This is a genomic window from Flavobacterium collinsii (assembly GCF_946903285.1).
In the GTDB taxonomy this organism is placed as follows: domain Bacteria; phylum Bacteroidota; class Bacteroidia; order Flavobacteriales; family Flavobacteriaceae; genus Flavobacterium; species Flavobacterium collinsii.
On record NZ_OX336425.1, the window covers coordinates 1,617,584 to 1,643,061 of the forward strand.

Annotated in this window: 17 protein-coding genes and 1 riboswitch; of the genes, 15 read left to right on the forward strand and 2 right to left on the reverse strand. The window is 37.1% G+C overall.

Features of this window, described 5'->3' with window-relative positions; genetic code table 11:
* Positions 1–141 precede the first annotated feature (141 nt).
* From OGZ34_RS07260 to OGZ34_RS07325, 14 genes are all read left to right on the forward strand, one after another.
* Positions 142–2,232, forward strand: a complete 2,091-nt coding sequence (locus tag OGZ34_RS07260) for a nitrite reductase (protein ID WP_263362601.1) — start codon at positions 142–144, stop codon at positions 2,230–2,232.
* The gene (gene cobA, locus OGZ34_RS07265) at positions 2,225–2,998 is read left to right on the forward strand and encodes a uroporphyrinogen-III C-methyltransferase (protein WP_263362602.1); all 774 of its coding nucleotides are present in this window, start codon (positions 2,225–2,227) and stop codon (positions 2,996–2,998) included. The genes OGZ34_RS07260 and cobA overlap by 8 nt, the downstream gene beginning before the upstream one ends.
* 105 nt (positions 2,999–3,103) lie before the next feature.
* The gene (locus OGZ34_RS07270) at positions 3,104–3,685 is read left to right on the forward strand and encodes a precorrin-2 dehydrogenase/sirohydrochlorin ferrochelatase family protein (protein ID WP_263362603.1); all 582 of its coding nucleotides are present in this window, start codon (positions 3,104–3,106) and stop codon (positions 3,683–3,685) included.
* A 96-nt stretch (positions 3,686–3,781) separates the two neighbouring features.
* Positions 3,782–4,834, forward strand: coding sequence for an NAD(P)/FAD-dependent oxidoreductase (locus OGZ34_RS07275; protein WP_263362604.1), 1,053 nt, complete (start codon positions 3,782–3,784; stop codon positions 4,832–4,834).
* Positions 4,835–5,199: 365 nt separating this feature from the next.
* Positions 5,200–5,314: riboswitch (SAM riboswitch) on the forward strand.
* Between the two features lie 324 nt (positions 5,315–5,638).
* Positions 5,639–6,643, forward strand: coding sequence for a homocysteine S-methyltransferase family protein (locus tag OGZ34_RS07280; protein WP_173966520.1), 1,005 nt, complete (start codon positions 5,639–5,641; stop codon positions 6,641–6,643).
* Between the two features lie 345 nt (positions 6,644–6,988).
* On the forward strand, positions 6,989–9,664 hold the full coding sequence (gene metH, locus OGZ34_RS07285; protein ID WP_263362605.1) for a methionine synthase: 2,676 nt from the start codon (positions 6,989–6,991) through the stop codon (positions 9,662–9,664).
* A gap of 82 nt (positions 9,665–9,746) precedes the next feature.
* Entirely contained in the window at positions 9,747–10,103 is a 357-nt protein-coding gene (locus OGZ34_RS07290) for a four helix bundle protein (protein WP_173966518.1), read from the forward strand.
* Positions 10,104–10,172: 69 nt separating this feature from the next.
* On the forward strand, positions 10,173–11,129 hold the full coding sequence (gene metF / locus OGZ34_RS07295) for a methylenetetrahydrofolate reductase [NAD(P)H] (RefSeq protein ID WP_263362606.1): 957 nt from the start codon (positions 10,173–10,175) through the stop codon (positions 11,127–11,129).
* A 133-nt stretch (positions 11,130–11,262) separates the two neighbouring features.
* Complete coding sequence (locus OGZ34_RS07300; RefSeq protein ID WP_173966516.1) at positions 11,263–11,919, forward strand: class I SAM-dependent methyltransferase; 657 nt, start codon at positions 11,263–11,265, stop codon at positions 11,917–11,919.
* A gap of 168 nt (positions 11,920–12,087) precedes the next feature.
* Positions 12,088–13,311 carry a dicarboxylate/amino acid:cation symporter gene (locus tag OGZ34_RS07305; protein ID WP_263362607.1) on the forward strand — a complete coding sequence of 408 codons (1,224 nt, stop codon included), beginning with the start codon at positions 12,088–12,090 and terminating at the stop codon, positions 13,309–13,311.
* Between the two features lie 321 nt (positions 13,312–13,632).
* Positions 13,633–15,042, forward strand: a complete 1,410-nt coding sequence (locus tag OGZ34_RS07310; protein WP_263362608.1) for a pyridoxal phosphate-dependent decarboxylase family protein — start codon at positions 13,633–13,635, stop codon at positions 15,040–15,042.
* Positions 15,043–15,336: 294 nt separating this feature from the next.
* On the forward strand, positions 15,337–17,682 hold the full coding sequence (locus OGZ34_RS07315) for a TonB-dependent receptor domain-containing protein (RefSeq protein ID WP_263362609.1): 2,346 nt from the start codon (positions 15,337–15,339) through the stop codon (positions 17,680–17,682).
* Positions 17,683–17,717: 35 nt separating this feature from the next.
* Positions 17,718–18,962, forward strand: a complete 1,245-nt coding sequence (locus tag OGZ34_RS07320) for a DUF4374 domain-containing protein (RefSeq protein ID WP_173966513.1) — start codon at positions 17,718–17,720, stop codon at positions 18,960–18,962.
* Between the two features lie 92 nt (positions 18,963–19,054).
* Entirely contained in the window at positions 19,055–20,209 is a 1,155-nt protein-coding gene (locus tag OGZ34_RS07325; RefSeq protein WP_263362610.1) for a PepSY-associated TM helix domain-containing protein, read from the forward strand.
* Positions 20,210–20,710: 501 nt separating this feature from the next.
* Here the strand turns inward: OGZ34_RS07325 and OGZ34_RS07330 are convergent.
* Both OGZ34_RS07330 and gldA read right to left on the reverse strand, forming a co-directional pair.
* Complete coding sequence (locus OGZ34_RS07330) at positions 20,711–22,831, reverse strand: TonB-dependent receptor domain-containing protein (RefSeq protein WP_263362611.1); 2,121 nt, start codon at positions 22,829–22,831, stop codon at positions 20,711–20,713.
* Between the two features lie 496 nt (positions 22,832–23,327).
* Positions 23,328–24,224 (reverse strand): gliding motility-associated ABC transporter ATP-binding subunit GldA, encoded by an 897-nt coding sequence (gene gldA / locus OGZ34_RS07335; protein ID WP_263362612.1) that lies wholly within the window; start codon positions 24,222–24,224, stop codon positions 23,328–23,330.
* Positions 24,225–24,368: 144 nt separating this feature from the next.
* Between gldA and OGZ34_RS07340 the strand changes: the two genes are divergently transcribed.
* A complete protein-coding gene (locus tag OGZ34_RS07340) occupies positions 24,369–24,947 on the forward strand; it encodes an outer membrane beta-barrel protein (RefSeq protein ID WP_173966509.1) in 579 nt (192 codons plus the stop codon).
* Positions 24,948–25,478 lie beyond the last annotated feature (531 nt).

The window sequence follows — 25,478 nt, forward strand, 5'->3', positions numbered from 1 at the left end:
TACCGCTGTAAGCAATAAGCTGTAGGCTGTAAGCTTTTAGCAAAAAACGTATAAAAAGGTATGGAAGAGGCCTACAGCATTAAAAAAACACAAAGTTTAAAAAGCTTATAGCCTACAGCTTAAAGCCTAAAGCGAAAAAAAATGGAAAGTTTTAGAACAGAAATAGAAAATCCGGTAGTTCAGAAAGAGATTATCGATTTAGAAAAAAAGATTCATTTGTTCCGTGGAGGAAAAATTGATGATGAACGTTTTCGTAGTCTTCGTTTAGCGCGTGGAATTTACGGGCAGCGTCAGGAAGGTGTTCAAATGATTCGTATTAAATTGCCTTATGGTAAAGTAACAAGCGAACAATTGATCCGTATTACAAAAGTTTCTGATGAATATTCTACAGGACGTTTGCATATTACGACGCGTCAGGACATTCAGATTCACTATGTAAGTCTGGACAGAACTCCCGAGCTTTGGGCAAATTTGGCTAAAGACGATGTTACTTTACGTGAAGCTTGCGGTAATACCGTTAGAAACATTACCGGAAGCGAATTAGCAGGTGTAGATGTAAACGAACCGTTTGACATTTCGCCTTATGCACACGGACTTTTTCAATATCTGTTAAGAAACCCAATCTGTCAGGAAATGGGGCGTAAGTTCAAAATTTCGTTCTCTTCTTCAGACGAAGATACTGCTTTGAGTTATTTGCATGATTTAGGATTTATTCCAAAAATTGTTAATGGCGAGCGTGGTTTCAAAATTATGTTTGGTGGAGGATTAGGTTCTCAGCCAGCCCATGCCGAATTGCTTTCAGAGTTTGTACCGGCGAATCAGATTATTCCAACGGCAGAAGGCATTATTCGTATTTTTGACAGATACGGTGAGCGTGCAAAAAGAATGAAAGCCCGTATGAAATTTTTAATCAAAGAAATGGGAAGAGATGTTTTCCTTGATTTGGTTGAAAAAGAGAAAAAAGCAATCGCTTTTGAAACCTACGAAATTGATACAACTGCTTTTGACGGACCAATTCCGGAACCTTTATTGGAAGTTCCGCAAGTTACAATTGAAGATACGGAAGCTTATGAAGCCTGGAAAAAATCAAATGTAATCGCTCAGAAACAGGCAGGTTATTATGCTATAGGAATCAAAGTTTTATTAGGAGATTTTTACACCGATAAAGCCAGATTATTAGCTGATTTAATTAAAAACTACGCTGCAAATGAACTTCGTTTTTCATTGCGTCAAAATATTGTAATACGTCATGTGAAAGAAGAGAACTTACCTTTCTTCTATCAGGAATTAGCTAAGTTGAATTTTGTTCATCTGGGATATAATTCAACGGCAGATATTACAGCATGTCCGGGTACAGATACTTGCAATTTGGGGATTGCAAGTAGTACCGGAATTGCAGAAGAATTAGAGAAAGTATTAAGTGCTGAATATCCTCAGTATTTAAACAACCGCGAAATTGAAATTAAAATTAGTGGTTGTATGAATGCTTGCGGACAGCACAATATGTCAGCGATTGGATTTCAGGGAATGTCAATCAATTCAGGGAAACTGGTAGCTCCGGCTTTACAGGTTTTATTAGGCGGAGGAAGATTAGGAAATGGAGCAGGACGTTTTGCCGATAAAGTAATCAAAATTCCAAGCCGAAGAGGACCGGATGCTTTGCGTACCATTTTAAATGATTTTAATGCGAATGCAAACGGACAAAAATTTTTGAATTACTATGATGAAAAAGGTGAGAAATATTTCTATGAAATTTTAAAGCCTTTATCAGACGTAACGAACTTAACCGAAGCTGATTTTGTAGATTGGGGTAATGCTGACAATTACGTAAAAGCTGTTGGAGTTGGAGAATGTGCCGGAGTAGTGATTGATTTGGTGGCGACTTTATTGTTGGAAGCCAAAGATAAACTGACTTTTGCTCAGGAATCTTTTGACGAAAATAAATGGTCGGATGCTATTTACCATGCATACGCCGGATTTGTAAACGGCGCAAAAGCGTTGCTGCTTTCTGAAAACGAAAAAACAAACAATCATGCAGGAATCGTTGATTTATTTGATACCGTTTTCATTGCAGCCGGTAAAATTGAACTGGCAACATCATTTAGAGAATTAGTGTATCAAATCAATGCAATACAACCCTCAGAAGCTTTTGCAAAACAATACATTCAGGAAGGAATTGCATTTTTTGATACGATAGAAAAATATAGAGCTCAAGAATTAGAAAATGCTTAATATCAAACCAAAAGTAACTTTAGTTGGTGCGGGTCCCGGCGATCCGGATTTGCTTACGCTCAAAGCCGTAAAAGCACTTGCTGAAGCGAATGTGGTTTTGTACGATGCATTGGCTAATGAAGAAATATTAGCACACGCTCCCAAAAATGCGATTCGAATTTTTGTGGGAAAAAAAATAGGGAATCATGCTTACACGCAGGATCAGATCAATCAATTGATTGTTGATAATGCATTAACGTACGGAAATGTAGTGCGTTTAAAAGGTGGTGACCCGTTTATTTTTGGACGCGGAAGTGAAGAAATTGAATTTATAGAAAGTTTTGGAATAGAGACATTTGTAGTTCCCGGAATATCTTCGGTAGTGGCAGTTCCGGCGAGTCAGGGAATATCGATCACTAAAAGAGGAGTTTCCGAAAGTTTTTGGGCCATAACAGGTACAACTTCTGACAGGAAATTGTCGACGGATGTTGCTTTGGCTGCACAATCATCAGCAACAGTCGTAATTTTGATGGGAATGCACAAATTGCCTCAGATTATTGATTTATTTCAGAAAGAAAGCAAAGGAAATTTACCCGTAGCGATTATTCAAAACGGAACGTTGGCCGATGAAAAAGTAGGTGTAGGAACGGTAGATTCGATTTTAGAAATTGTAAAGGAGAAGAAACTAAGCTCACCAGCAATTATCGTTCTTGGAGAGGTTGTTCGCGAAAGCAATAAGCTTAAAGGGTTTTATGAAGAGTTCCTCTCAAATGAAATGATTCGTTAATAATTGTTTCATCAGGTACAACCAATTTTGTAGCTTCAGGTTTTAATCCGATGTTTGCATGATAAATTGTTCTGAACGAACTTTATATCGGTAATAAAAATTAAAATGGAACAAAACGAATTATATCCCGTATTCCTAAAACTTCACAATCTAAATGTTCTGATTGTTGGCGGAGGAAATGTAGGATTAGAGAAGCTCTCTTTTTTGTTAAAGTCGAGCCCTAATGCAAATGTTGAGGTAGTAGCGCCAAATTTTCATTTAGAAATAAAGGTTTTGGCCGAGAAACATTCTTCGATTACATTGACAAAATCGAAGTTCAAAAAGAAAATGCTCAAAAAACGCCATATGGTAATTGCCTGTACCGATGATTTAAAAGTCAATAAAAAGGTATACGAATTATCCCGAAAGCGTTATTTGATTTGTAATATAGCCGATACACCGGATTTGTGTGATTATTATTTGGGAGGAATTGTAACCAAAGGCAATGTGAAAATTGCCATTTCGACCAACGGAAAATCGCCAACAACAGCCAAAAGACTTCGTGAGTTTTTTGAAGAGGTAATTCCCGAGGATATCAATAAAATGGTCGAAAACCTTAATGAATATCGAAAGACATTAAAAGGTAATTTTGAAGAGAAGGTTAAAAAAATGAACGAAATAACCGCTTCATTAAAAAATAAAGAGTAAAAAATTCCGCAAAGAAATCAATGACAAAAATCATTGAAAATAGAATAAATTATTCGTTCCTTTGCATTATTAAGAATGATTATAAACAACAACATAATGATTAAAACAGATATACTTATAATTGGAGCAGGCCCAACAGGTTTATTTGCCGTTTTCGAGGCAGGATTATTAAAATTAAAATGTCATATTTTAGATGCTTTACCACAAGCAGGAGGTCAACTTTCAGAATTGTATCCAAAAAAGCCTATTTATGATATTCCTGGATTCCCGGAAGTATTAGCTGGAGATTTAATTGATGGATTGCAAGAGCAAATCAAACAATTTGAACCTGGTTTTACTTTAGGAGAGCGTGCAGAAACGATTGACAAACAAGAAGACGGAAGTTTTATTGTAACCTCGAATAAAGGGACTAAATTTCACGCACCGGTTATTGCTATCGCCGGAGGTTTGGGAAGTTTTGAACCACGTAAGCCACTTATCGAAGATATTGAGTTTTATGAAGATAAAGGAGTAAAATACTTCATCAAAAATCCGGAGAAATTCAGAGACAAAAGAGTGGTAATCGCCGGAGGAGGAGATTCAGCATTAGACTGGAGTATCTTTTTGGCGAATGTAGCTTCAGAAGTTACTTTGATTCACCGTAGAAACGAATTCAGAGGAGCTTTAGATTCTGTAGAAAAAGTACAAGAACTAAAAACTGCTGGAAAAATTAAATTAATTACACCGGCAGAAGTAATCGGAATCAATGGTGCTGAGCATATTGAATCATTAGATATCGAAGAAAACGGGGCACACCGTAAAATCGAAACAGACTATTTTATTCCGCTTTTCGGGCTAACGCCAAAGTTAGGACCAATCGGAGATTGGGGATTAGAAATCGAGAAAAATGCTATTAAAGTAAATAATGCATTAGATTATCAAACCAATATTCCAGGAATCTTTGCCATTGGAGACGTAAATACTTATCCTGGAAAATTAAAACTGATTCTTTGTGGATTCCACGAAGCAACTTTAATGTGCCAGGCCGCATACCAAATTATCAATCCAGGTAAAAAATATGTTTTAAAATATACAACAGTTTCTGGAGTAGATGGTTTCGACGGAACTCGTAAAGAAGCTCCAAAAGCAGTTGTTAAAGCGATAGTTTAGTTTTGAGGGGCTGAGGCTCTAAGATACTAAGGTGCTAAGATTTTATATAGAGAAAGCTCAAACTTTTAGTTTGGGCTTTATTTTTTTAAAATATACAAAAACATAGCCAGTGGTTTCAACCACTGGAACACAATGCATGAACACAACGCATTGATATAAAAACAATTTATCACCATCGTGTCCCACGGTTGAAACCGTGGGCTATATTTGAAAAACAATAGCCCAAACTTAAACTTAGAAACTCAGTATCTTAGAGTTTTAGTCTCTCAGCGCCTTAAAAAGGACCTTAGCCCCTCAGAAACTTAAAAAAAACTTGCAATTGTTAAGCTTATGTCTTTACTTTGCACTGTTCTTAAAATTATTGAAAGTTATCACGAAAGGCGGAGGGAAAGACCCAATGAAACCTTAGCAACCCTTTATCATAAAGAAGGTGCTACATTCTACTTAATACAAATTCATTGTATTTAAGATAGATAACACAAATACATTACTCGTATTTCTCAAACTTTTCCTGACAACCTTACAATATTATTTTACTGAATTCAGTATCATGAGCGAATTATTGGCGCATTTTTGCCGTCAATCGTTCCCGCTTTTCGTTGCAATCTTTTATCCGCCGCGGCGGACAAAAGGATTTCCACTTCAATCGGGGCTAAAGAGCCATCAATAGTGAATTTTTGGAATTAATGTGAATCAAAATAACGTGTCCTAACAGGTTTCAAAAACCTGTCAGGTATGATCAAGTAAGTAAAAAACTTAGCATCTTAGCGCCTTAGCGTCTTAGTAGCTAAAAGATAAAAAGTAATGGCAATAACAATTCAGGAAGCAATAAAAAAAAATATCCTAATTCTTGACGGGGCGATGGGAACGATGCTGCAACGCTATAATTTCTCTGAAGAAGATTTTAGAGGAGAGCGTTTCAAAGATTTCCCTCATCCCTTAAAAGGAAACAACGATTTACTATCCATAACACAACCACAAGCAATCCGCGATGTTCACGCTGCTTATTATGAAGCAGGTGCAGACATTGTAGAAACCAATACTTTTTCAGGAACTACGATCGGTATGGCCGACTATTTCCTGGAAGATTTGGTTTATGAACTGAACTACGAATCGGCGAAAATTGCCCGTGAAGTAGCAGATGAATTTACGGCTAAAAATCCGGACAAACCACGTTTTGTTGCTGGTTCAATCGGACCAACAAACAGAACGGCAAGTATGTCACCGGATGTAAATGATCCTGGATACAGAGCTGTAACATTTGATGATTTGCGAATTGCCTACAAACAACAGGCAGAAGCCTTAATGGATGGTGGATGTGATCTATTATTAGTAGAAACGATTTTCGACACCTTAAATGCCAAAGCGGCACTTTTTGCGATTGAAGAAGTAAAAGAAGAGCGCAATCTGGATATTCCAATCATGGTTTCGGGAACCATCACGGATGCTTCTGGAAGAACACTTTCAGGGCAAACGGTGGAGGCATTCCTGATTTCTGTATCTCATATTCCGTTATTAAGCGTAGGTTTCAATTGTGCATTAGGAGCCGATTTGTTGAAACCGTATTTGAAAACATTATCGCAACATACACAGTTTAATGTTTCGGCACATCCAAATGCAGGTTTGCCAAATGCTTTCGGGCAATACGACGAAACCCCGGAACAGACGCAAGCCTTAATCAAAGAATATTTAGACGATAATTTAATCAATATTATTGGTGGTTGTTGTGGAACAACTCCGGATCATATTCGATTAATTGCTGAGGTGGCGAAGGATTATAAGCCTAGAGTGGCACCTGTTCTTACGTAATATAATTTTATTGATTTCGGGAATGGATTAAAATCCATCCCTGCAAAATAGCCCGAGCCTAAGACTCTTAAAAAGTTCCGTAGGAACGATATATTTTGTAGCAACGGAATTTATTCCGTTGAAAAAAATGAGTGATAAGTAAGAGTTCCATAGATACGAAACATTATATGTGTTGCAGTTGTAACATACAATATGTAGAAGAGCCAAAATGGAAATAAATGTTCCGATAGGAACAACATATCGGTAAACGAATATACCTACAAGGTTTTAAAAAACCTTGCAAAAAGAAAATAGAATAAAAAACTTAGACTCTAAGCATCTTAGGATCTCAGTAACTTAAAGAAAATGACAGAAAATAGAAGAGACCTTGTATTATCAGGATTAGAACCGTTAATTATTACACCTACCAGTGTTTTTGTTAACGTTGGAGAACGTACAAACGTTACCGGTTCCAGAAAATTCCTTCGCTTAATCAAGGAAGAGAAATATGATGAGGCACTTGATATTGCAAGACAACAGGTAGAAGGAGGAGCACAAATCATCGATATTAATATGGATGAAGGAATGCTTGATGGAGTTCAGGCAATGACTAAATTTTTGAATTTAATTGCATCAGAACCGGACATTTCGAGAGTACCTATTATGATCGACAGTTCGAAATGGGAAATCATAGAGGCGGGTCTTAAAGTAGTACAGGGGAAAAGCGTTGTAAACTCGATTTCGTTAAAAGAAGGAGAAGAAGCCTTTATTCATCATGCTAAATTAATCAAGCGCTACGGAGCGGCAGCTATAATCATGGCTTTTGACGAAGTGGGTCAGGCTGATAATTATGAGCGAAGAGTTGAAATTTGTCAGCGTTCGTATGATATTTTGGTAAACAAAGTTGATTTTCCTCCACAGGATATCATTTTTGATTTGAATATTTTCCCGGTTGCAACCGGAATGGAAGAACACCGTTTGAATGCTCTGGATTTCTTCAGGGGAACAAAATGGGTTCGTGATAACTTACCACATGCACATATTAGTGGGGGAGTAAGTAACGTTTCGTTTTCTTTCAGAGGAAATGACACCGTTCGTGAAGCGATGCACTCGGTATTTTTGTACCATGCCATCAAGAACGGAATGACTATGGGAATCGTGAATCCGGAAATGCTTTCGATTTACGATGATATTCCAAAAGATTTACTGGAACATGTTGAGGACGTAATTCTGGACAGACGTGACGATGCAACCGAACGACTTTTAGATTTTGCAGAGAATGTAAAAGGAGAAGTAAAATCAGATGAAAAAGCGGTTCAGGAATGGCGTTTAGGTACGGTTCAGGAACGTATTACACACTCACTGGTAAAAGGAGTGGATGCTTTTATTGAAGAAGATGTAGAAGAAGCACGTTTGGCGGCTACAAAACCAATTGAAGTTATCGAAATCAATTTGATGACCGGAATGAATGTCGTAGGAGATTTGTTCGGAAGCGGAAAAATGTTCCTTCCACAGGTAGTAAAATCGGCACGTGTAATGAAAAAAGCCGTAGCGTATTTATTGCCTTACATTGAAGCCAGTAAACAGGCCGGAGACAAACAAGGAAACGGAAAAATCCTGATGGCTACTGTAAAAGGAGATGTTCACGACATTGGTAAAAACATTGTTTCGGTGGTTTTGGCCTGTAACAATTACGAGATTGTAGATCTTGGCGTTATGGTGCCTCCGGAAAAAATTATTGCAGCTGCTATAGAACACAATGTAGATATTATTGGATTAAGCGGATTGATTACGCCTTCGCTTGACGAAATGGTGTATCTGGCCAAAGAACTAGACAAACAAGGAATTAAAATTCCGATTATGATTGGTGGAGCAACCACTTCGCGCGCGCATACAGCCGTGAAAATTGCGCCTCAATATAGAGAAACTGTAATTCACGTAAACGATGCTTCGAGAGCCGTTACTGTTGCAGGAAATTTATTAGATCATAATCGTAAAATATATGCAAGCGATATTCGTGCAGAGTATGATTCTTTTAGAGAAACATTTTTGAATCGTTCGAGAGATAAGAATTTCTTAAGCATTGAAGACGCTCGTAAAAACAAATTACAATTGGATTGGGAAAATTTCAATCCGGTGAAGCCAAATATCATTGGAGAGCAGATTGTTGAAGTCGAGTTGGATGTTTTGGTTCCGTATATCGACTGGACACCGTTTTTCAGAACCTGGGAATTGTTTGGTAAATACCCTGCAATTTTAACAGATGAGGTTGTAGGGAAAGAAGCGACTTCTGTTTTTGAAGATGCACAGGCAATGCTGAAAGTAATTTTGGAAGAGAAAAAACTATCTGCGAAAGGTATTTACGGAATCTTTCCAGCCAATCAGATCAATGATGATGATATTGAATTGACAGATGAAAACGGAAAACCGTTACAGACATTTTTGACTTTACGCCAGCAATCGCAAAAAACAAAAGGGGCGCCCAATATTGCATTAGCCGATTTTATCGCTCCAAAAGAAAGTGGGAAAGTTGATTATATGGGAGCATTCTGCGTAACAACTGGTTTTGGTGTTGATGAATGGGCAGCTGAATTTGAGAAGGACCTGGACGATTACAATTCGATTATGGTAAAAGCATTAGCGGATCGTTTTGCCGAGGCTTTCGCTGAATATCTTCATGAAAAAATACGTAAAGAAATTTGGGGATATTCATCAGATGAGAGCTTAACTAACGAAGAAATGATTTCTGAAGAGTACAAAGGAATCCGTCCAGCTCCGGGTTATCCGGCATGTCCTGACCATTTGGAGAAACCAACAATCTGGAAACTTTTAAATGTAGAAAAAGAAATAGGCGTAACATTAACCGAAAGCATGGCGATGTGGCCGGCTTCATCCGTTTCAGGATACTATTTTGGAAATCCGGAAAGTAAATATTTCGGACTGGGGAAAATAAAAGAGGATCAGGTAGTTGACTATGCCAAACGACGCAGTGTTTCAACCGACTATGCAATGAAATGGTTGAACCCTAATATAGCGGATTAATTTGGTTGATGGTTGTTGGTTTTTGGTTGATAGATTTTAACTCAAAGTGCCATCAACCAACAATTATTAACGAAAAACTAAAATGGAATACAGTGAATTGGAAGTTTGGTTGGAAGCTAGGAAATTGGTGAATTTGTTATATGATTCTTCTAAACTGTTTCCAAAAGAAGAATTATTTGGATTGACAAATCAAATGAGAAGAGCTGCGATTTCAATACCTTCAAATATTGCTGAAGGTTGTGGACGTCAGACATCTAAAGATACAATACATTTTCTTCATATTTCAAGAGGATCATTATATGAGTTGGAAACACAATATTATTTAGCACTTGATCAAAATTACATAGATAAAAATAATTTCAATATTGCTTTTGAACAGATTCAAACATGTAAAAAACTATTGAATGGGTTTATTAACTATTATAAAAAATTAATATAGTTGACGGTTGTTATTTTCACCTGCAAAATAAACTATCAACCATCAACCAAAAACTATCAACTATAAAGAATGAAAGTAACAGAACATATAGAAAACGCGAAAGGAAATACATTATTCTCGTTTGAACTTATTCCACCTCAAAAGGGAAAAAGCATTCAGGAATTATATGACAACATCGATCCTTTGATGGAATTTAAACCTCCATTTATCGATGTAACCACTTCGCGCGAAGAGTATATCTATATTGATAAAGGCAACGGGCTTTTAGATAAAAAATTAACGCGTATGCGTCCGGGAACACTTGGAATTTGTGCTTCTATCAAACATAAATATAATGTAGATACCGTGCCGCATTTGCTTTGTGGCGGTTTTACACAGGAAGAAACCGAATACATGCTGGTAGACTGTCAGTATTTAGGAATCAATAACGTAATGGCACTTCGTGGTGACGCCATGAAAGACGAACAGTCTTTTGTGCCAAAAGCCGGAGGAAATAGGTTTGCGATTGATCTGGTTCGTCAAATCAACGACTTAAATCGCGGAAAATATCTGCATGAAGTGATGGATGCTGATAATAAGGCTGATTTTTGTATTGGTGTTGCGGGTTATCCGGAGAAACATTTAGAATCCCCTTCTTTACAATCTGATTTAAAAAGATTGAAAGAAAAAGTAGATGCAGGAGCCGATTATGTTGTGACACAAATGTTTTTTGACAATGCGAAATACTTTACTTTTGTTGAAAAGGCAAGAGAAATTGGCATCACAATTCCAATTATTCCAGGGATTAAGCCAATTGCGGTTCAAAGACATTTACAGATTTTGCCTCAGGTTTTTAGAATCGACCTTCCTGAGGATTTAATTGATGCTGTGGATAAATGTAAAAATAATGCCGAAATCAAGCAAGTCGGAATCGAGTGGGCCATTCAACAATCATTAGAGTTAAAAGCGGCAGGAGTTCCTGTATTGCATTATTATTCTATGGGGAAATCAGAGAATATCCGCCAGATTGCAAGGCAGATTTTTTAAGAGTTTCAGCATAAAGTTTATCGTTTCGACCAAAGGGAGAAATCACAATCACTCGAGTCTCCCTTCGGTTGAAAAGACAAAATTTTACCGATAATTACTTTTTAGGATTAATTTTGAATTTATTTTAAAGACGATGAAAAAAGAAGAATTACAGGCAATAGCCTCTCAGCTAAAGCATCCTACAGGAGAAAAAGGAATAGAAATGGCGAATATGATGCATGAAATCAACATCAATATGACGCGCCATTCCGTTCAAAATCTGCACGTAATATCGGGAAATACAATTTTAGAATTAGGCCACGGAAATGCCGGACATTTAGAGTATGTACTAGAGCAAGCTCAGGATCTGACTTACTACGGACTTGAAATGTCGGAGTTAATGTGTCAGGAAGCACAACAAATTAATGTCGCTTTTGTAGCTAAAAAACAGGCTCACTTTTCTCTTTATAACGGAACCGATATTCCATTTGAAGAAGCCTCTTTTGATAAAATATTCACGGTAAACACCATTTACTTTTGGCAGGAACCGGAGAAGTTACTCTCAGAAATTTACAGAGTTTTAAAACCGGAGGGTACTTTTTGCATCACCTTTGCTGAAGAAAGTTTTATGAAACAGCTTCCTTTTACTCAGTTCGAATTCAATCTTTACAGTACTGAAAAAGCGGAAAGTTTGATTGAGAAAACAGCTTTCCAAGTCGTGCATAAAGAAACGCTGACTGAAAGTGTAAAAAGTAAACTGGGCGAATGGGTAGACAGAGCTTTTACAACTTTGGTATTAGGAAAACGTTGATCTCCTGATCTTCATCACCGTTTTTTTTTTAAAATATTTTTATAGATTCGGGAGTAATTTGGCTCCTTGGAATTAAAAAATTGTACAGTTAATTTTAGTACTCCTTTTTTGAGTAATTTAATTGACTTTATTTTATGTTGCTATTTCTGAATGTAATCCGTTAAAATTATGCAGGTTAAAAAGATCAATTTTCTAAAAAGTTACAGCAGTATTTTATTGCTTCTGGGAGGAATTCTACTCGGAAGTATTTTGGGATTAGTTTTCGAAGAGAAAGTGGAGGTCATAAAACCGCTTGGAGACATTTTTCTGAACTTGCTTTTTACAGCAATCATTCCCTTAATTTTCTTTACAATTGCGTCTTCAATTGCCAGTTTGGAAAGAACAGAGAAATTGGGTAAATTGTTTGTAATCATGGTTTTGGTTTTTTTAAGCACCGTTTTAATTTCGGCAATCGTAATGATTTTGGCAGTATATCTTTTTCCAATTCATCAGAATATTATAATATCTAAAGTCCCGATAGAAAACATCCAATCAGGAAGCATTGGTGAGCAAATAGCACAGCTGGTTACCGTAAATGATTTCTTTGAATTGCTGTCCCGAAAAAGTATGCTGGCGCTTATTATTTTTTCTTTTTTAATTGGTTTTGCGAGTCTGCAATCCGGAGAAAAAGGTAGCGCTTTCAGAAGTTTTCTGGATTCAGGTAACGAAGTCATGAAGCAGCTTTTGAACCTCATTATGAAATTGGCTCCAATTGGTTTGGGGGCTTATTTTGCCTATCAGGTTGGAGTTTTTGGCCCGCAATTGTTTGGCGTTTATGCCAAGCCTTTGGGTGTTTATTATGCGGCCTGCATCTTCTATTTCTTTGTGTTTTTTAGTTTGTACGCCTTAGTGGCCGGAGGGAAAAGAGCTTTTGTGGTATTTTGGAGCAATAACATTACGCCGGCTTTAACGGCGGTTGGAACCTGCAGCAGTATTGCCACCATTCCTGCGAATCTGGAAGCCGCTGAGAAGATGAACATTCCTAAGCACGTTCGCAATTTGGTCATTCCGCTTGGAGCGCCTTTGCATAAAGACGGTTCAAGTATGTCTTCTATCCTTAAAATAACCGTCCTTTTTGCCATGTTTGGAAAAGATTTTACGGCACCTTCGACCATACTTTTAGCGCTTGGAATTACCGTAATTGTTTCAATTGTAGAAGGAGGAATTCCAAATGGAGGTTATATCGGAGAAGTTCTGGCCATCACAGTTTACGGACTGCCAATGGAACAAGCCCTTCCAGTTGCCATGATTTTAGGAACTCTGGTCGACCCGATAGCGACTTTGCTAAATGTCAATGGCGATCTCATTTGTTCGATGGTCGTCTCGAGGTTTTCCGAAAAAACGAAGTGGTAGCGGGCTTTCTTCATAACAAAAAAAGGACTTGACATATAGGAGCATCGATTTTAGGATGTGAAATGCGAGATGTGAAATGTAAGATGTGAAAAGAATGTTTAGAAGAAACATATTTTTTTCATGCCGTTTCTCTGTTTTATTAAAAGTGAAACGTCTTTTTTCGGCTGGAAAAATCTATGTTGCTATGTGTTAAAATAAATTATACCCAACGAATTAACTTAAATACTAAAATCAGCGTTAATCTGCTTAACCTGTAAAATCCGTGTGGCAATTTTTAGCAGCAGGGAAGTTTTACAGCTAGGCGTAAAAAAGTAGTTTACAATGAATTCAATACTTCAAAATGATCTCAATGATCTTGAAAACATCCTGGAGAAAACAAAACAGTACGGAATAGCGTTTTTGGACAATCTTGAAAACATTTCCACTTCCAGTAAGAAAACAATTGATCCAACCCGAAAACTAAACGAGACAGGTTTAGGATCCTTAGCAGCTTTAGAAGAGTTTAATCAAAGACTGGCACCCTTGATGGTAGCTTCACCGGGTCCAAGATATTTAGGTTTTGTAACCGGAGGATCTACACCGGCGGCTATTGTGGGAGATTGGCTGTCGACAGTCTATGATCAGAATACGCAGGCGGTAAAAGGCCAGGGAGGGACTTCGGCTTTAATCGAGTTCGAGACTATCCATTTATTGCGACAGTTGTTGGAGCTGCCGGAATCATTTTTAGGAGGATTTGTTACAGGAGCGACAATGTCAAATTTTACCTGTTTGGGTGTGGCAAGACAATGGCTGGGAGCGCAGTTGGGGAAAGACTTTGCTAAAAATGGAATTTCGGAGCCTATAAATATCTTAACTGCGACACCTCATTCTTCATCCATAAAAACATTATCGATGCTGGGGATTGGAAGTAACAATTATACGGTGCTTAAAACCGCAGAAGGTAATAGAGAAGCTATTGATATCGACGACCTGCAGAAGAATATAGAAAGTTTAAATGGAGAGCCATTTATCCTGATTTCGAGCGCGGGAACAGTGAATACAGCCGATTTTGATGATTTTGTGGCTATTGCCAAACTTAGAGAAAAATACAATTTCTGGTGGCATATTGATGCTGCTTTTGGTGGATTTGCTGCGGTTTCTGAAAAATTCAGACATCTTGTGGAAGGATGGGATGGAGCAGACAGTATCACAATTGATTGCCATAAATGGTTAAACGTACCTTATGAAAGCGCTTTTTATTTAATTAAAAAAGAGCATATTGGACTGCAAATCGAAACGTTTCAGAATTCTAATGCCCCTTATTTAGGAAACCCGTTAGAGAATTTTAACTACCTGAACGTATTGCCCGAAAATTCACGCCGATTAAGAGCATTACCGGTTTGGTTCTCTTTACTGGCTTACGGAAAAGAAGGATTTAAAGACATCATAGAGAAAAGTACGGCATTGGCACTGCATTTTGCAAACGCCCTTATCGAAGATGAGAACTTCGAACTGTTGGCCCCAATCCGACTGAATAATGTTTGTTTTACGCTAAGAGGAGAGGACAATCAGGAACATGTAAGTAAATTTTTGACGCATTTAAATGATACCGGAAAAGTATTTATGACACCAACGGTTTACCAAAACCGTAAAGGAATCAGAGCTTCTTTTGTCAATTGGCGTACCACCGAAAATGACATTAGAATCATTATGGAAGAAATAAAAAACACCATTTCAGAATTGGATATTTAATCCGGTTAACTGAATTTTTGAAGGCCCGATTGCATTGCGATCGGGCTTTTTTTTGTTCTTTTTTTGCGATTTTAAAGAAGTGAGTGCTGAAAATTTTAACTTTTACGCGATAAAATATTAATGAAATATTAAGGTAAATTTAATTATTCTTTAAGAATGTACTTGTTCGTTATTTATTCTTAGGTTTAAAAGTTAATTATTATTCTTATTTAGAATAATTAAAAATAGTTTGGAAAAACCCTTTTGAGAGCCTAATTTTGTTGCTAATTTAATTTTCAAACCAAAATTTAACGGATGCAAATAAGTAGATTAATGCTCTTGATCGTCATTTCTTTCACTTCACTTCAGGGGTACTCGCAAAAGAACAAAGTAAATTTAACCGGAGTTATTATGACTCATTTGGGGAAAACTGCCGAAGGAGTTTCGGTTGCTTTAAAAGGAACGGAATACAGAACCCTAACCAACAATAAAGGAGAATATAAAATTAGTGCCGAATCGGGAGATTATATTTTGCTCGTTACTCATGTAGGGTATAAAACAACCGAAGCGGCAATTTTTTTGAAGCAGGGAGGAAAACCAACTCAAAATATTACTATGGAAGAAGATATGGCTACTTTAAATGAAGTTGCCGTGACAGGAAAGTCCAAAGTCCAAAGAGCACGTGAGCAGGCTTACAATATTACTGCCATAGATTTAAAGAAAACCTATAATACGTCTGCTGATTTGAATCAGGTTTTGAATAAAACAACCGGAGTCCGCATTCGTGAATATGGAGGATTGGGATCGGCATTTAATTTTTCGCTGAATGGTTTCTCCGGCAATCAGGTTAGATTCTTTCTAGACGGAGTGCCTATGGACAGTTATGGTTCAGCACTTACACTGAATAACATTCCGGTAAATATGGCCGAACGAATTGATGTTTACAAAGGAGTCGTTCCTATAGAATTGGGAGCAGATGCGCTGGGTGGTGCTGTGAATATTGTTACCAACAAAAATGTAAACCGCTACATCGATGCTTCTTACAGTTATGGTTCGTTTAACACCCATAGAGCCGCAATAAATGCCAGATTCTCGGGCAGAGATGGTTTTATCGCCAACATTAACGCTTTTGCAAATTATGCCGACAACGATTATAAAGTAGATGTAAGCGTGGTGGATAAAAACACCTCGAAATTTTTGCCGGAACAAAAATACAAGCACTTTCATGATGCTTATAAATCCGGGACTATAATGGCCGAAGCCGGGTTTAAAAACAAAAGTTTTGCCGATTATCTGCTTGTTGGTTTTGCGGTAGCCGGTAACAAAAAGGAAATTCAACAGGGAAGAACAATGCAAAAAGTCGTAGGGCAGGCCTTTACAGATAGTCAAAGTTTCATTACCTCTCTGAAATTCAAAAAAAGTGATCTTTTTACCAAGGGATTGTCTTTGAGTGTTAACAGTACTTATGCTTTAGTCAATAACCGTTCTGTAGATACTTCTTCCAGAGTATACGACTGGACAGGCAATTATGTGTACCGACAATTTGCCGGATCCAATGATAAGGGGGAGCTAGGAAATAAAACCCTGTACGTTTATGATGAGACCAATTCGCAGGTTACAACAAATCTAAAATACCAGTTAAATGACCAGCATTCTTTGGCGGTTAACTACTCTTACTTAGGATACAAACGTAAAGAAACAAATGAATACTTAAGAGTTGTTGAACTGGGGGAACCCACTATTGATAAAAACATACTGGGACTGAGTTACAATTTTAGTGGTCTCGATAACCGATTGGCAATTTCGGGTTTTGGAAAAATGTTTGATTTGGCCACTCAAATGATTGCTAACAATGTAACGCAATCTTCATCGTCGACCAATTATGGTTATGGTGCAACTTCAGCCTACCATTTGTCCGAACAATTTCAAATTAAAGGGTCTTATGAGCATGCTTATCGTTTGCCATCGGCTACAGAAATGCTGGGTGACGGGTTGACCATAAACAGTAACATCGGATTAAAACCGGAAAGTAGTGACAATGCCAATCTGGGGCTGGCTTTTAATACACAGAACAGCAAAAATCACTTTAATGCCGAAACGAGTATCATTTACAGAGAAGCAAAAGATTTTATCAGAGAAAGACAAGAGGGTGACAAAACCGTTTATGAAAACCTTCAAAACGTACAAGTAACAGGTGTTGACGGTGTTTTGAGATACGGGTACAAAGACTTCGTAAATTTTGAGGTGAACGGAACCTATCAAAAAAGCCTCAATAAAAACAGATTCAAAACGGGAACGACCAGCCCCGATGCCTTGTATAATGCACAATTGCCCAACGTTCCAATCTTCTACGGAAACGCTGATCTGACGTTTAATTTTAAAAATATCAAATATCAGGACGATAAACTTTCTTTAAACGTAAGTGCCAATTATATCGATGCTTTTTATCTAACATGGCCGGTATTAGGAAGTTTGGAAACTAAAAAAGCAATTCCGGAGCAATTTACACAAAATGCTATGGTGGCTTATTCTTTCCTGCACGGCAAGTACAATCTGGCTTTCGAGTGTCGAAATATTACCGATATAAAGGTGTACGACTACTTTAAGGTTCAAAAACCGGGACGCGCTTTTTCAGTGAAGTTCAGATACTTTCTGCAGTAATTCAATTTTAATAATAACCCTTAATAATTATAATCATGTTTGTAAACAAATTCGCAAAATGCTTTGCATTGGCTTTTCTGTCATTATCTACCTTTTCATGCAGCAGTGATGATTCGTCTAAAGATGAAACACCAGCTGTAAATGGAACTAAATATGTAGCATCATACTGGTTGGCCGATTATACGCAGTATATATTGGATTTTAATTCTATAGATCAGTTAATGACCGGAGAAATTAGTGCAAAAGGAGTTGGAATCGAGCAGGAAGGAAGCTGTTTTCCGGTGAGTAATACCTTTTTTGCTCTAAGTACAGGTGATGAAGGCTCAGTATCGTTTCGTTTAAACAATACAGGAAAATTAGCAGCAGGAGATAAACTTTCTTTCGAGTCTTCTTATGCAGTTGGTTATACCGACGATAAAAAAATGATCAATATTGGTGCAACCTGGGACGGTAGTTCATCCGATTATGAATTGATGATTTACAACCCCGCTACCGTTTCTATCGATGGACGTAAGTTTAACGATTTTAGCGTTAATCCGGCAAACAAAAAAATATTGTACTGGCCAACAGGAGCTGCAGTTTCAGGAGATAAACTTTTCGTTCCGGTTTATACGAAAGATGTTAGTGACGGAAGCAATAAAGTATTGTCATCTGATGCTACGGTAAGAGTTTACAAATACCCTTCTTTAGAATATGTAAGTACCATAAAAGATGCAAGAACAACCGCAATTGGACTTTACTATACCAATACCGGAATTGTTCAGACAGAATCCGGAGATGTTTATACGTTCTCTTCAAATGCCCGTGCCGGAGGGTATCCTGTTACAGGTGTTTCTTCAGGAGTTTTACGTATTAGAAAAGGGGATGCTAAGTTTGATCCAGGTTACTTTTTTGATCTTCAGTCTAGTACGCTAAAAGGAAAAGTGCTTGCTGCGTATCCTTTAGGAGGAGAGAAAGTTTTCATTTCCTATATTCCTACCGAAGTTGATGCTGCCAATTCTGTGTACAGTTTCCTTAACACAAAAACAATTTTCAAGTCGGCAATACTTGATTTATCTGCCAAAACAATTTTAGCCGTTACCGGATTGCCTGATCATGGAGGAGATGAATTCTTCGGATTGGGAAGTATGTTTGTGGAAAACGGAAAAGCCTACAAAAGTTTTGTAACAGGAGAACAGGCTCGTGTATACCAAATTGACATTGCAACCGGTGCTGCAAAAGCTGGAGCACTTATTAAAGAAGGTCTTTACTTGCCTTCAATTGGTAAACTTACCTACTAAATTAATGCCTCTTTAAACGGTTTGAGGATTTATAAACAATCCTCAAACCGTTTTGTTTATAAATCCTGTCCTAGTTTCTAATTATTATTGTAATGAATATTTTTAAAAGTCGTACCGGCAAGCCGCCCAATAAAGGAAAATCACGTTTTAGTAAAATCAATGCCTGGCTGCACTTATGGCTGGGACTGGCTTCCGGTATAATTGTATTTATAATGGCAATTACGGGTTGTATATTGGTTTTTGAGCATGAAATCAAACAGCTTACCTCGCCCTGGCTCAACGTTGAGGCACAAAGTTCGGAGCGATTGTTGCCTCCTTCCCAAATTTATGCAGCTGTTCAAAAAGTATTGCCCAACAAAGAAATCCATGGGGTCTGGTATAATGGTTTAGACAAATCAGTTAAGGTCGATATCGAATCGGATTCGTTGATTTATGTGAATCCTTATAATGGCAAAATTACCGGAATGGTAGATCATGAAGATTTTTTTCATATTATCGATGAAGGACATCGAAATCTTTGGCTGGAACGGGATATTGGGGCACAGATAACGGCCTGGGCAACCTTTATCTTTTTCTTTTTACTGATAAGCGGACTTATATTATGGTTTCCGAAAAAATGGAACAAAACAACCCTTAATAGCAGTTTTAAAGTAAAGTGGGACGCTAAGTTTAAACGTCTTAACTATGATTTGCACAATGTAATGGGGTTTTATGTACTCATTCTGGCCTTGCTAATCTCGTTTACCGGATTGTTAATGAGTTTTCATTGGTTAAGAGAAAGTACTTACTGGATTAGTGGTGGATGGGAAGAAGTAAAAGAACAAACCGTTTCGGTTGCAAAGCCTCTGTCTAAGCCCCAATTGGACAAGCTGGCCGCTGCCGATTTTATTTGGAAAAAGGTTCGGACAGAAATTGCCCAAGAAAATAAAGAAGCGGTCATCATTCATTTTCCCGATGATCCTAAAGATGATTTTTACGCCTGTACGGACATGTACAAAGGCATTTGGAGAGATTTGTATTTTGACTCCAAAACGCTTGAATTACTTCCGAAATCAGAAAAATATATTGGTAATGAACGTTTTTCGGATTGGTTGATGCGATCGAATTACAGTCTTCATATTGGTGCAATAGGAGGATTGTCGACCAAGATCATTTATTTCACTGCCAGTTTAATCTGTGCGAGTTTGCCCGTTACCGGATTTTATATTTGGTGGGGAAGAAAGAAAAAACAAAAATCGAAAGGGTAAATCCGTTTGATTCTAATTGTTTAATGTTGGTTAGTTTCCTTAAAGTCTTTTGTGTGAAGTAAGATTCCTCAAAAGACTTTTTTTTTGCTTTGTGGGACTTCGACTTCGCTCAGTCTGACAAAGTTCTTAATATCATTTTCAAGGTCTTTTTACTTGTGGCAGTGTGCTACAGGATAAATAATCTCAACAAGATGATAAGTGCCAGAAAATTAAACTTTGCGTCTCTGCGTCTTTGCGAGCAAAAAATACTATGCCTGCTTTGCGGTTGACCCCGCAACCTCAAGACTTTTTTACTTGCGGCAGTATGCTGCAGGATAAATAATCTCAACAAGATATTAAGTGCCAGAAAATTAAACTCTGCGTCTTTGCGTCTTTGCGAGCAAAAATACTATACTTGCTTGCTTTACGGTTAACCCCACAAACAAAAAGAGCCTGCTAACTACAACAGGCTCTTTCATTCAAAAAAAAAAACAAAAACAAGGAAACTAAAGATCCAAAATATTATATTCTGTACGTAAAGGCTATAGTAGCAATACGGTTGTCGAGATCGTATCTTTTATTGATGCTCGTTTGCGCTATAACCGAATTGATGTGAAAATTATTAGTATTAAAAATGTCTGTAATATTAAGTTTGATATTTCCTTTTTTAGCCAGCACCTGTTTTGAGATACCAATACTAAAATCAAAAAAAGCATCTCTTTCATAAATCCCAAGATTAGATTTTGACTGGTATTGTGCGTTGGCTTCGGCTTTCAAGCTTTCGGTAATCGTAAACGAGTTCTGAACACTTAGGTTTAAAGTAACAATTGGATCAATTTTATCCGTATTTACCACATTCCCCATAAATCTATTCTCGAAAATATTGAAAAGAGTATTCACTGACCACCATTTGTAAATTTCGGCTGTATTGGTAATATTTACACCATAATTGTACGATTTGTCCACGTTTATTTGGGATGTCACAGTAGTATTATTGGCAGGATTATAATCGTAAACCTCTGTAAAAACATCTTTGGTTTTACTGAAATACAGCGAAGCCATAAAAGCACTTTTCCAGGCATATCCAATTTCTGTAGAATGTGTAATCTCCGGAACCAAATTCGGATTCCCCTGTGAATAGTTGAATGAATCATCGTAAAAACGAAACGGATTAAGATCAAACTGACTCGGTCTGTTGATTCTTTTACTGTAGGAGGCGTGCAAGGAATGGTCGTTGCTTAGCTCATATTTCAAAGAAACACTTGGGAACCATTTTAAATAATCGTCTTTGTGCGCTTCATTTAAGGTCTTCTGTAAAATATTTATGGCAGTATATTCCGTTCTTAAACCTCCCTGAATATTGAAATTCTCCAATTGGTATTTATAATTGGCGTAAGCGGCATAAATTTGCTCTTTGTACTCAAAATGATTAGTAGAGTTAAGGTCAACGATCCACTGATTGTTGTTGTAATATTCATAAACCGATGGGTTGTCATTGTTTTTCACACTGGCTTTAACTCCCCATTCGATCGATTGTTTTTCCTTTAGCGGATTGACGAAATCAATTTTTCCTGTAAAAACACGCAATTGCGACGGAATAAAGCCTCTACGATCATTCACAGCTATAGCTGCGGGATTTGTATTTTTGGCACTCTGAAACTGATTCGATCTGAACTTTGATGTCTCATACTCAAAATCAAACGACATGTTTTTTCCTTCGGTATTAAATTTATGAACTCCTGAAAAGCCATACGTATAATCATTCCACTTTTCTTTACTGTCGTTGAAGGTTATAGCATCAAATTGTACCTGATTTGAAGTATTTAGCAATGTATTTCTACCGTTAGCGATGTTCTCGTAACGCCCCAGTTTGGCATCAATATAAACTTCTAAATTCGTTTTAGGAGAAACTTCGTAGGTAGTTCCAATTTTAAAATTATTAGAAGTCAGTGGTTCATCTGTAACCGAGGTCTGATGGTTTTTTGTTGAAATAGTTTGACGGGTGTTGTCTGTGTATTGAATCTGATCAAATTCTTTGCGTTCTTCCTCACCTCTGAAAGTGTAGCTGTAATTTCCGTAAACGCCAAACTTATCTTTGTTGTAACTCAGGTTTACGCCTGAATTTGTTCTGTTTTTACGGCCTCTTCCATAGTTGGTAAATGCCGTTCCTTTAAGTCCGCCCACATTAGGTTTTTTAAGAATAATATTAATGATTCCGGCCTTTCCGGTGGCATCGTATTTTGAAGAAGGATTGGTGATCACCTCAATTTGTTTGATATTGGATGAGGTTGTAGACTTTAGGTAATTCGCTAGTTCTTTTTGCGAAAGTTGCGTTAATTTACCATTAATCATTACCCCGACACCTTGTTGTCCACGAATGGATAACTCTCCGTCCTGTGATACCACAACACCGGGAGCGCGTGATAAGACATCTAAAGCGGTACCGCCTTCAGAAACAATGCTATTTTCTACATTAAAAACCAATCGATCTGATTTTTGAGTATATAAAACCTTCTTTTTTGTAATTACAATTTCATCCAATGCATTGATCGAGGTTTCGACGATGCTGTCTCTTCCTTTTTCTGTCTGCGAGTATCCGTAGACCGAAAATGCGAGTACAATAGATGTTATAATATGCTTCATGATGTTTGTAATGTTTTTTGCAATGGGGATTTAAAGTAATTTGGTAATCTGGACGGATAAGCAGTAGCCAATATTTTCTGCCAGATGCGCTTTACTGTAAAACGAGTTGTTCGAGTTTGTCAGAAAGCGTGTTTTGAAGAAGTGACAAGCGGTTTGATAACTTGTAGATTATATTTTTTATAGGAAAGAATATGGAAAACATAGGAGTGGTATTTGATTTCAGTTGTCAAATATAATACTATTTATAATAAGTCTAAATAAATATAGTTAAAATTTGCGACAAATATTTTAACTGCTTAGTTTTTAAGGTTTTTTATTTTTGATAAAAAGCGTAAAATAGAAAAGAATAAAGGTGATTTACTGAAGAAGTCAATAAAAGTAGGGCTTCATGGCTTTTTAGAAAAGTGTGGAGAGACAGTATAAAAAAGAAAACCAATTTATTCTACTTTAGAATAAATTGGTTTTTATCTTTAAAATGAAGCTGAGAGCGGAAAGCTTATTTTGTAATTTCTCTAAAAACGGCTTCCAGATTTTTATTCTTCTGATTTAGTTGTAGTGTTTTTAAACCATTTTCGTTGGCAAAATCAAAAATAGCGGGGCGCATGTCTTTTTCGGAAACAAAAGTCAGCTCCCAGGTCATATCGTGAGTGTTTTTATAAGCAGTAATATTTTCAAGTTTTGCTAAAAGCTGTTCTTCGATTTGGTAATCAAATTCAACTTCAATCACTTGCGCTTTATCTTCAGAAACCAGGTGGTCTAATTTTTTATCGGCAACAATTTGTCCTTTGTCAATAATTATGACACGATCGCAAATGGCTTCTACCTCCTGCATAATATGAGTAGACAAAAAAACGGTTTTATTTTTCCCTACATTTTTAATTACATTTCGAATTTCCATCAACTGATTGGGGTCCAGTCCGGTAGTAGGTTCGTCCAGAATTAAAACTTCGGGATCGTGCAGTAAAGCATTGGCAAGGCCCACACGCTGGCGGTATCCTTTAGACAATTGCCCTATCTTTTTATGACTTTCACCTGACAGTCCTGTCAGTTGAATGACTTCTTCAATTCTTGATTTTGGAACTTGATAAACATCGGCATTAAAAGCCAAATATTCACGAACATACAAATCTAAATACAATGGATTGTGTTCCGGTAAATAGCCAATAGAACGTTGAACTGCTTTCGCATGCGTCATGACATCGTGACCGTTTACAAGGGCTGAGCCATTATCTGCCAACAAATAGGTGGTCAAAATTTTCATTAAAGTAGATTTTCCTGCTCCGTTTGGACCAAGAAATCCGACGATTTCTCCTTTTTCAATAGAGAATGAAATTCCGTTTAACGCTTTTTGAGTTCCGTAACTTTTTGATATGTTGTTTACTGCTATCGACATGACTTTTTATTTGCTACAAAAGTAAACAGAAATACGCTCGATTGCTACATTTTTGTCTTTTAAAGAAATCATAAAAAAAACATAAAAGCCAGTCGTTGCGGCATCGTTCTTGTTAAAGGGATATCAAATTTAAAATAATTTATAATGAAAAAAATGTTGGTGGTTCTTGCATTAGCTATGGTTAGCTTTGCAAACGCACAAAAAGGAACAATCTTAGTTGGTGGTGGTATTGGTTACAAGTCTCAAACCAAAACTTTAGGAAACAATGAGGTTAAAACGAATGAATTTGATTTTTCTCCAAAAGTAGGTTACCAATTTCACGACAACTGGACTGTAGGGGGTGAGGCTTCTTTTGGTTCAAGCAAAACGGAGCAAGGAGTAAACGAAGTGAAACACAACACTACTAAATTAGGTGCGTTTTTACGTTACACTATGCCATTGAACCAAACTTTCGCTTTCTTCGCTGAATTAGGAACTGGTTTTCAAAGTGCAAAAGACAAAACGTACACAGGGTCACTTACTTCAACTGCTAAAGCAGACGGTATGTACATTGGTATAACACCAGCTCTTTTCATCGATATGAAAAAAGGTTTTGGTTTAAACTTTAATATCGGTGGTTTAGGTTACAACACCTTAAACTATGATAACAACGGACCAGAAGTTAAAAACTTCGATTTTAATTTTGGTAGAACATTTAACATTGGAGTTTCTAAAAACTTCTAGTCTTAAATACTATTCAATTTCAGAAAAGCATCCGCCGCGGCGGATGCTTTTTTTGTTTATTGAATATCTTATGAAAAGTAAGAATTTGTCGTTTAGCCCCGATAGGAGTGATATCCTTTTGTGGCGGGGTTCGCCATAAAAGATATAACGGATAGCGGGACTGAAGTTTTTTTGAAAAAGGATCTTCTGCTTCTAAAAAAAATGCCAACAATAGCGAAGTCGAAAAAAAATCATAACTACAAGAGTTTCGACTCCGCTGGTTGGCACTAAAAAAAAACAAAATATATTCAAAATAGAAACTCGTTGCGCGAAATTGTTTTAACACATAGAGACATAGTTTTTGTTGCATTAAAAGGCGTTTCACTTGTTTGAAGGAGACATAAGCTGCTATGTGAAAGAAATATATTTCTTTATTTTACGGCTAAGATCTATGTCTCTATGTGTTTAGTGAAATTTTGGAATTGACTTATGATATTCAAAATGCAATTTTGTTTTACAAGTATATTTTTGTCCCGGTAAAATCCTAAAATA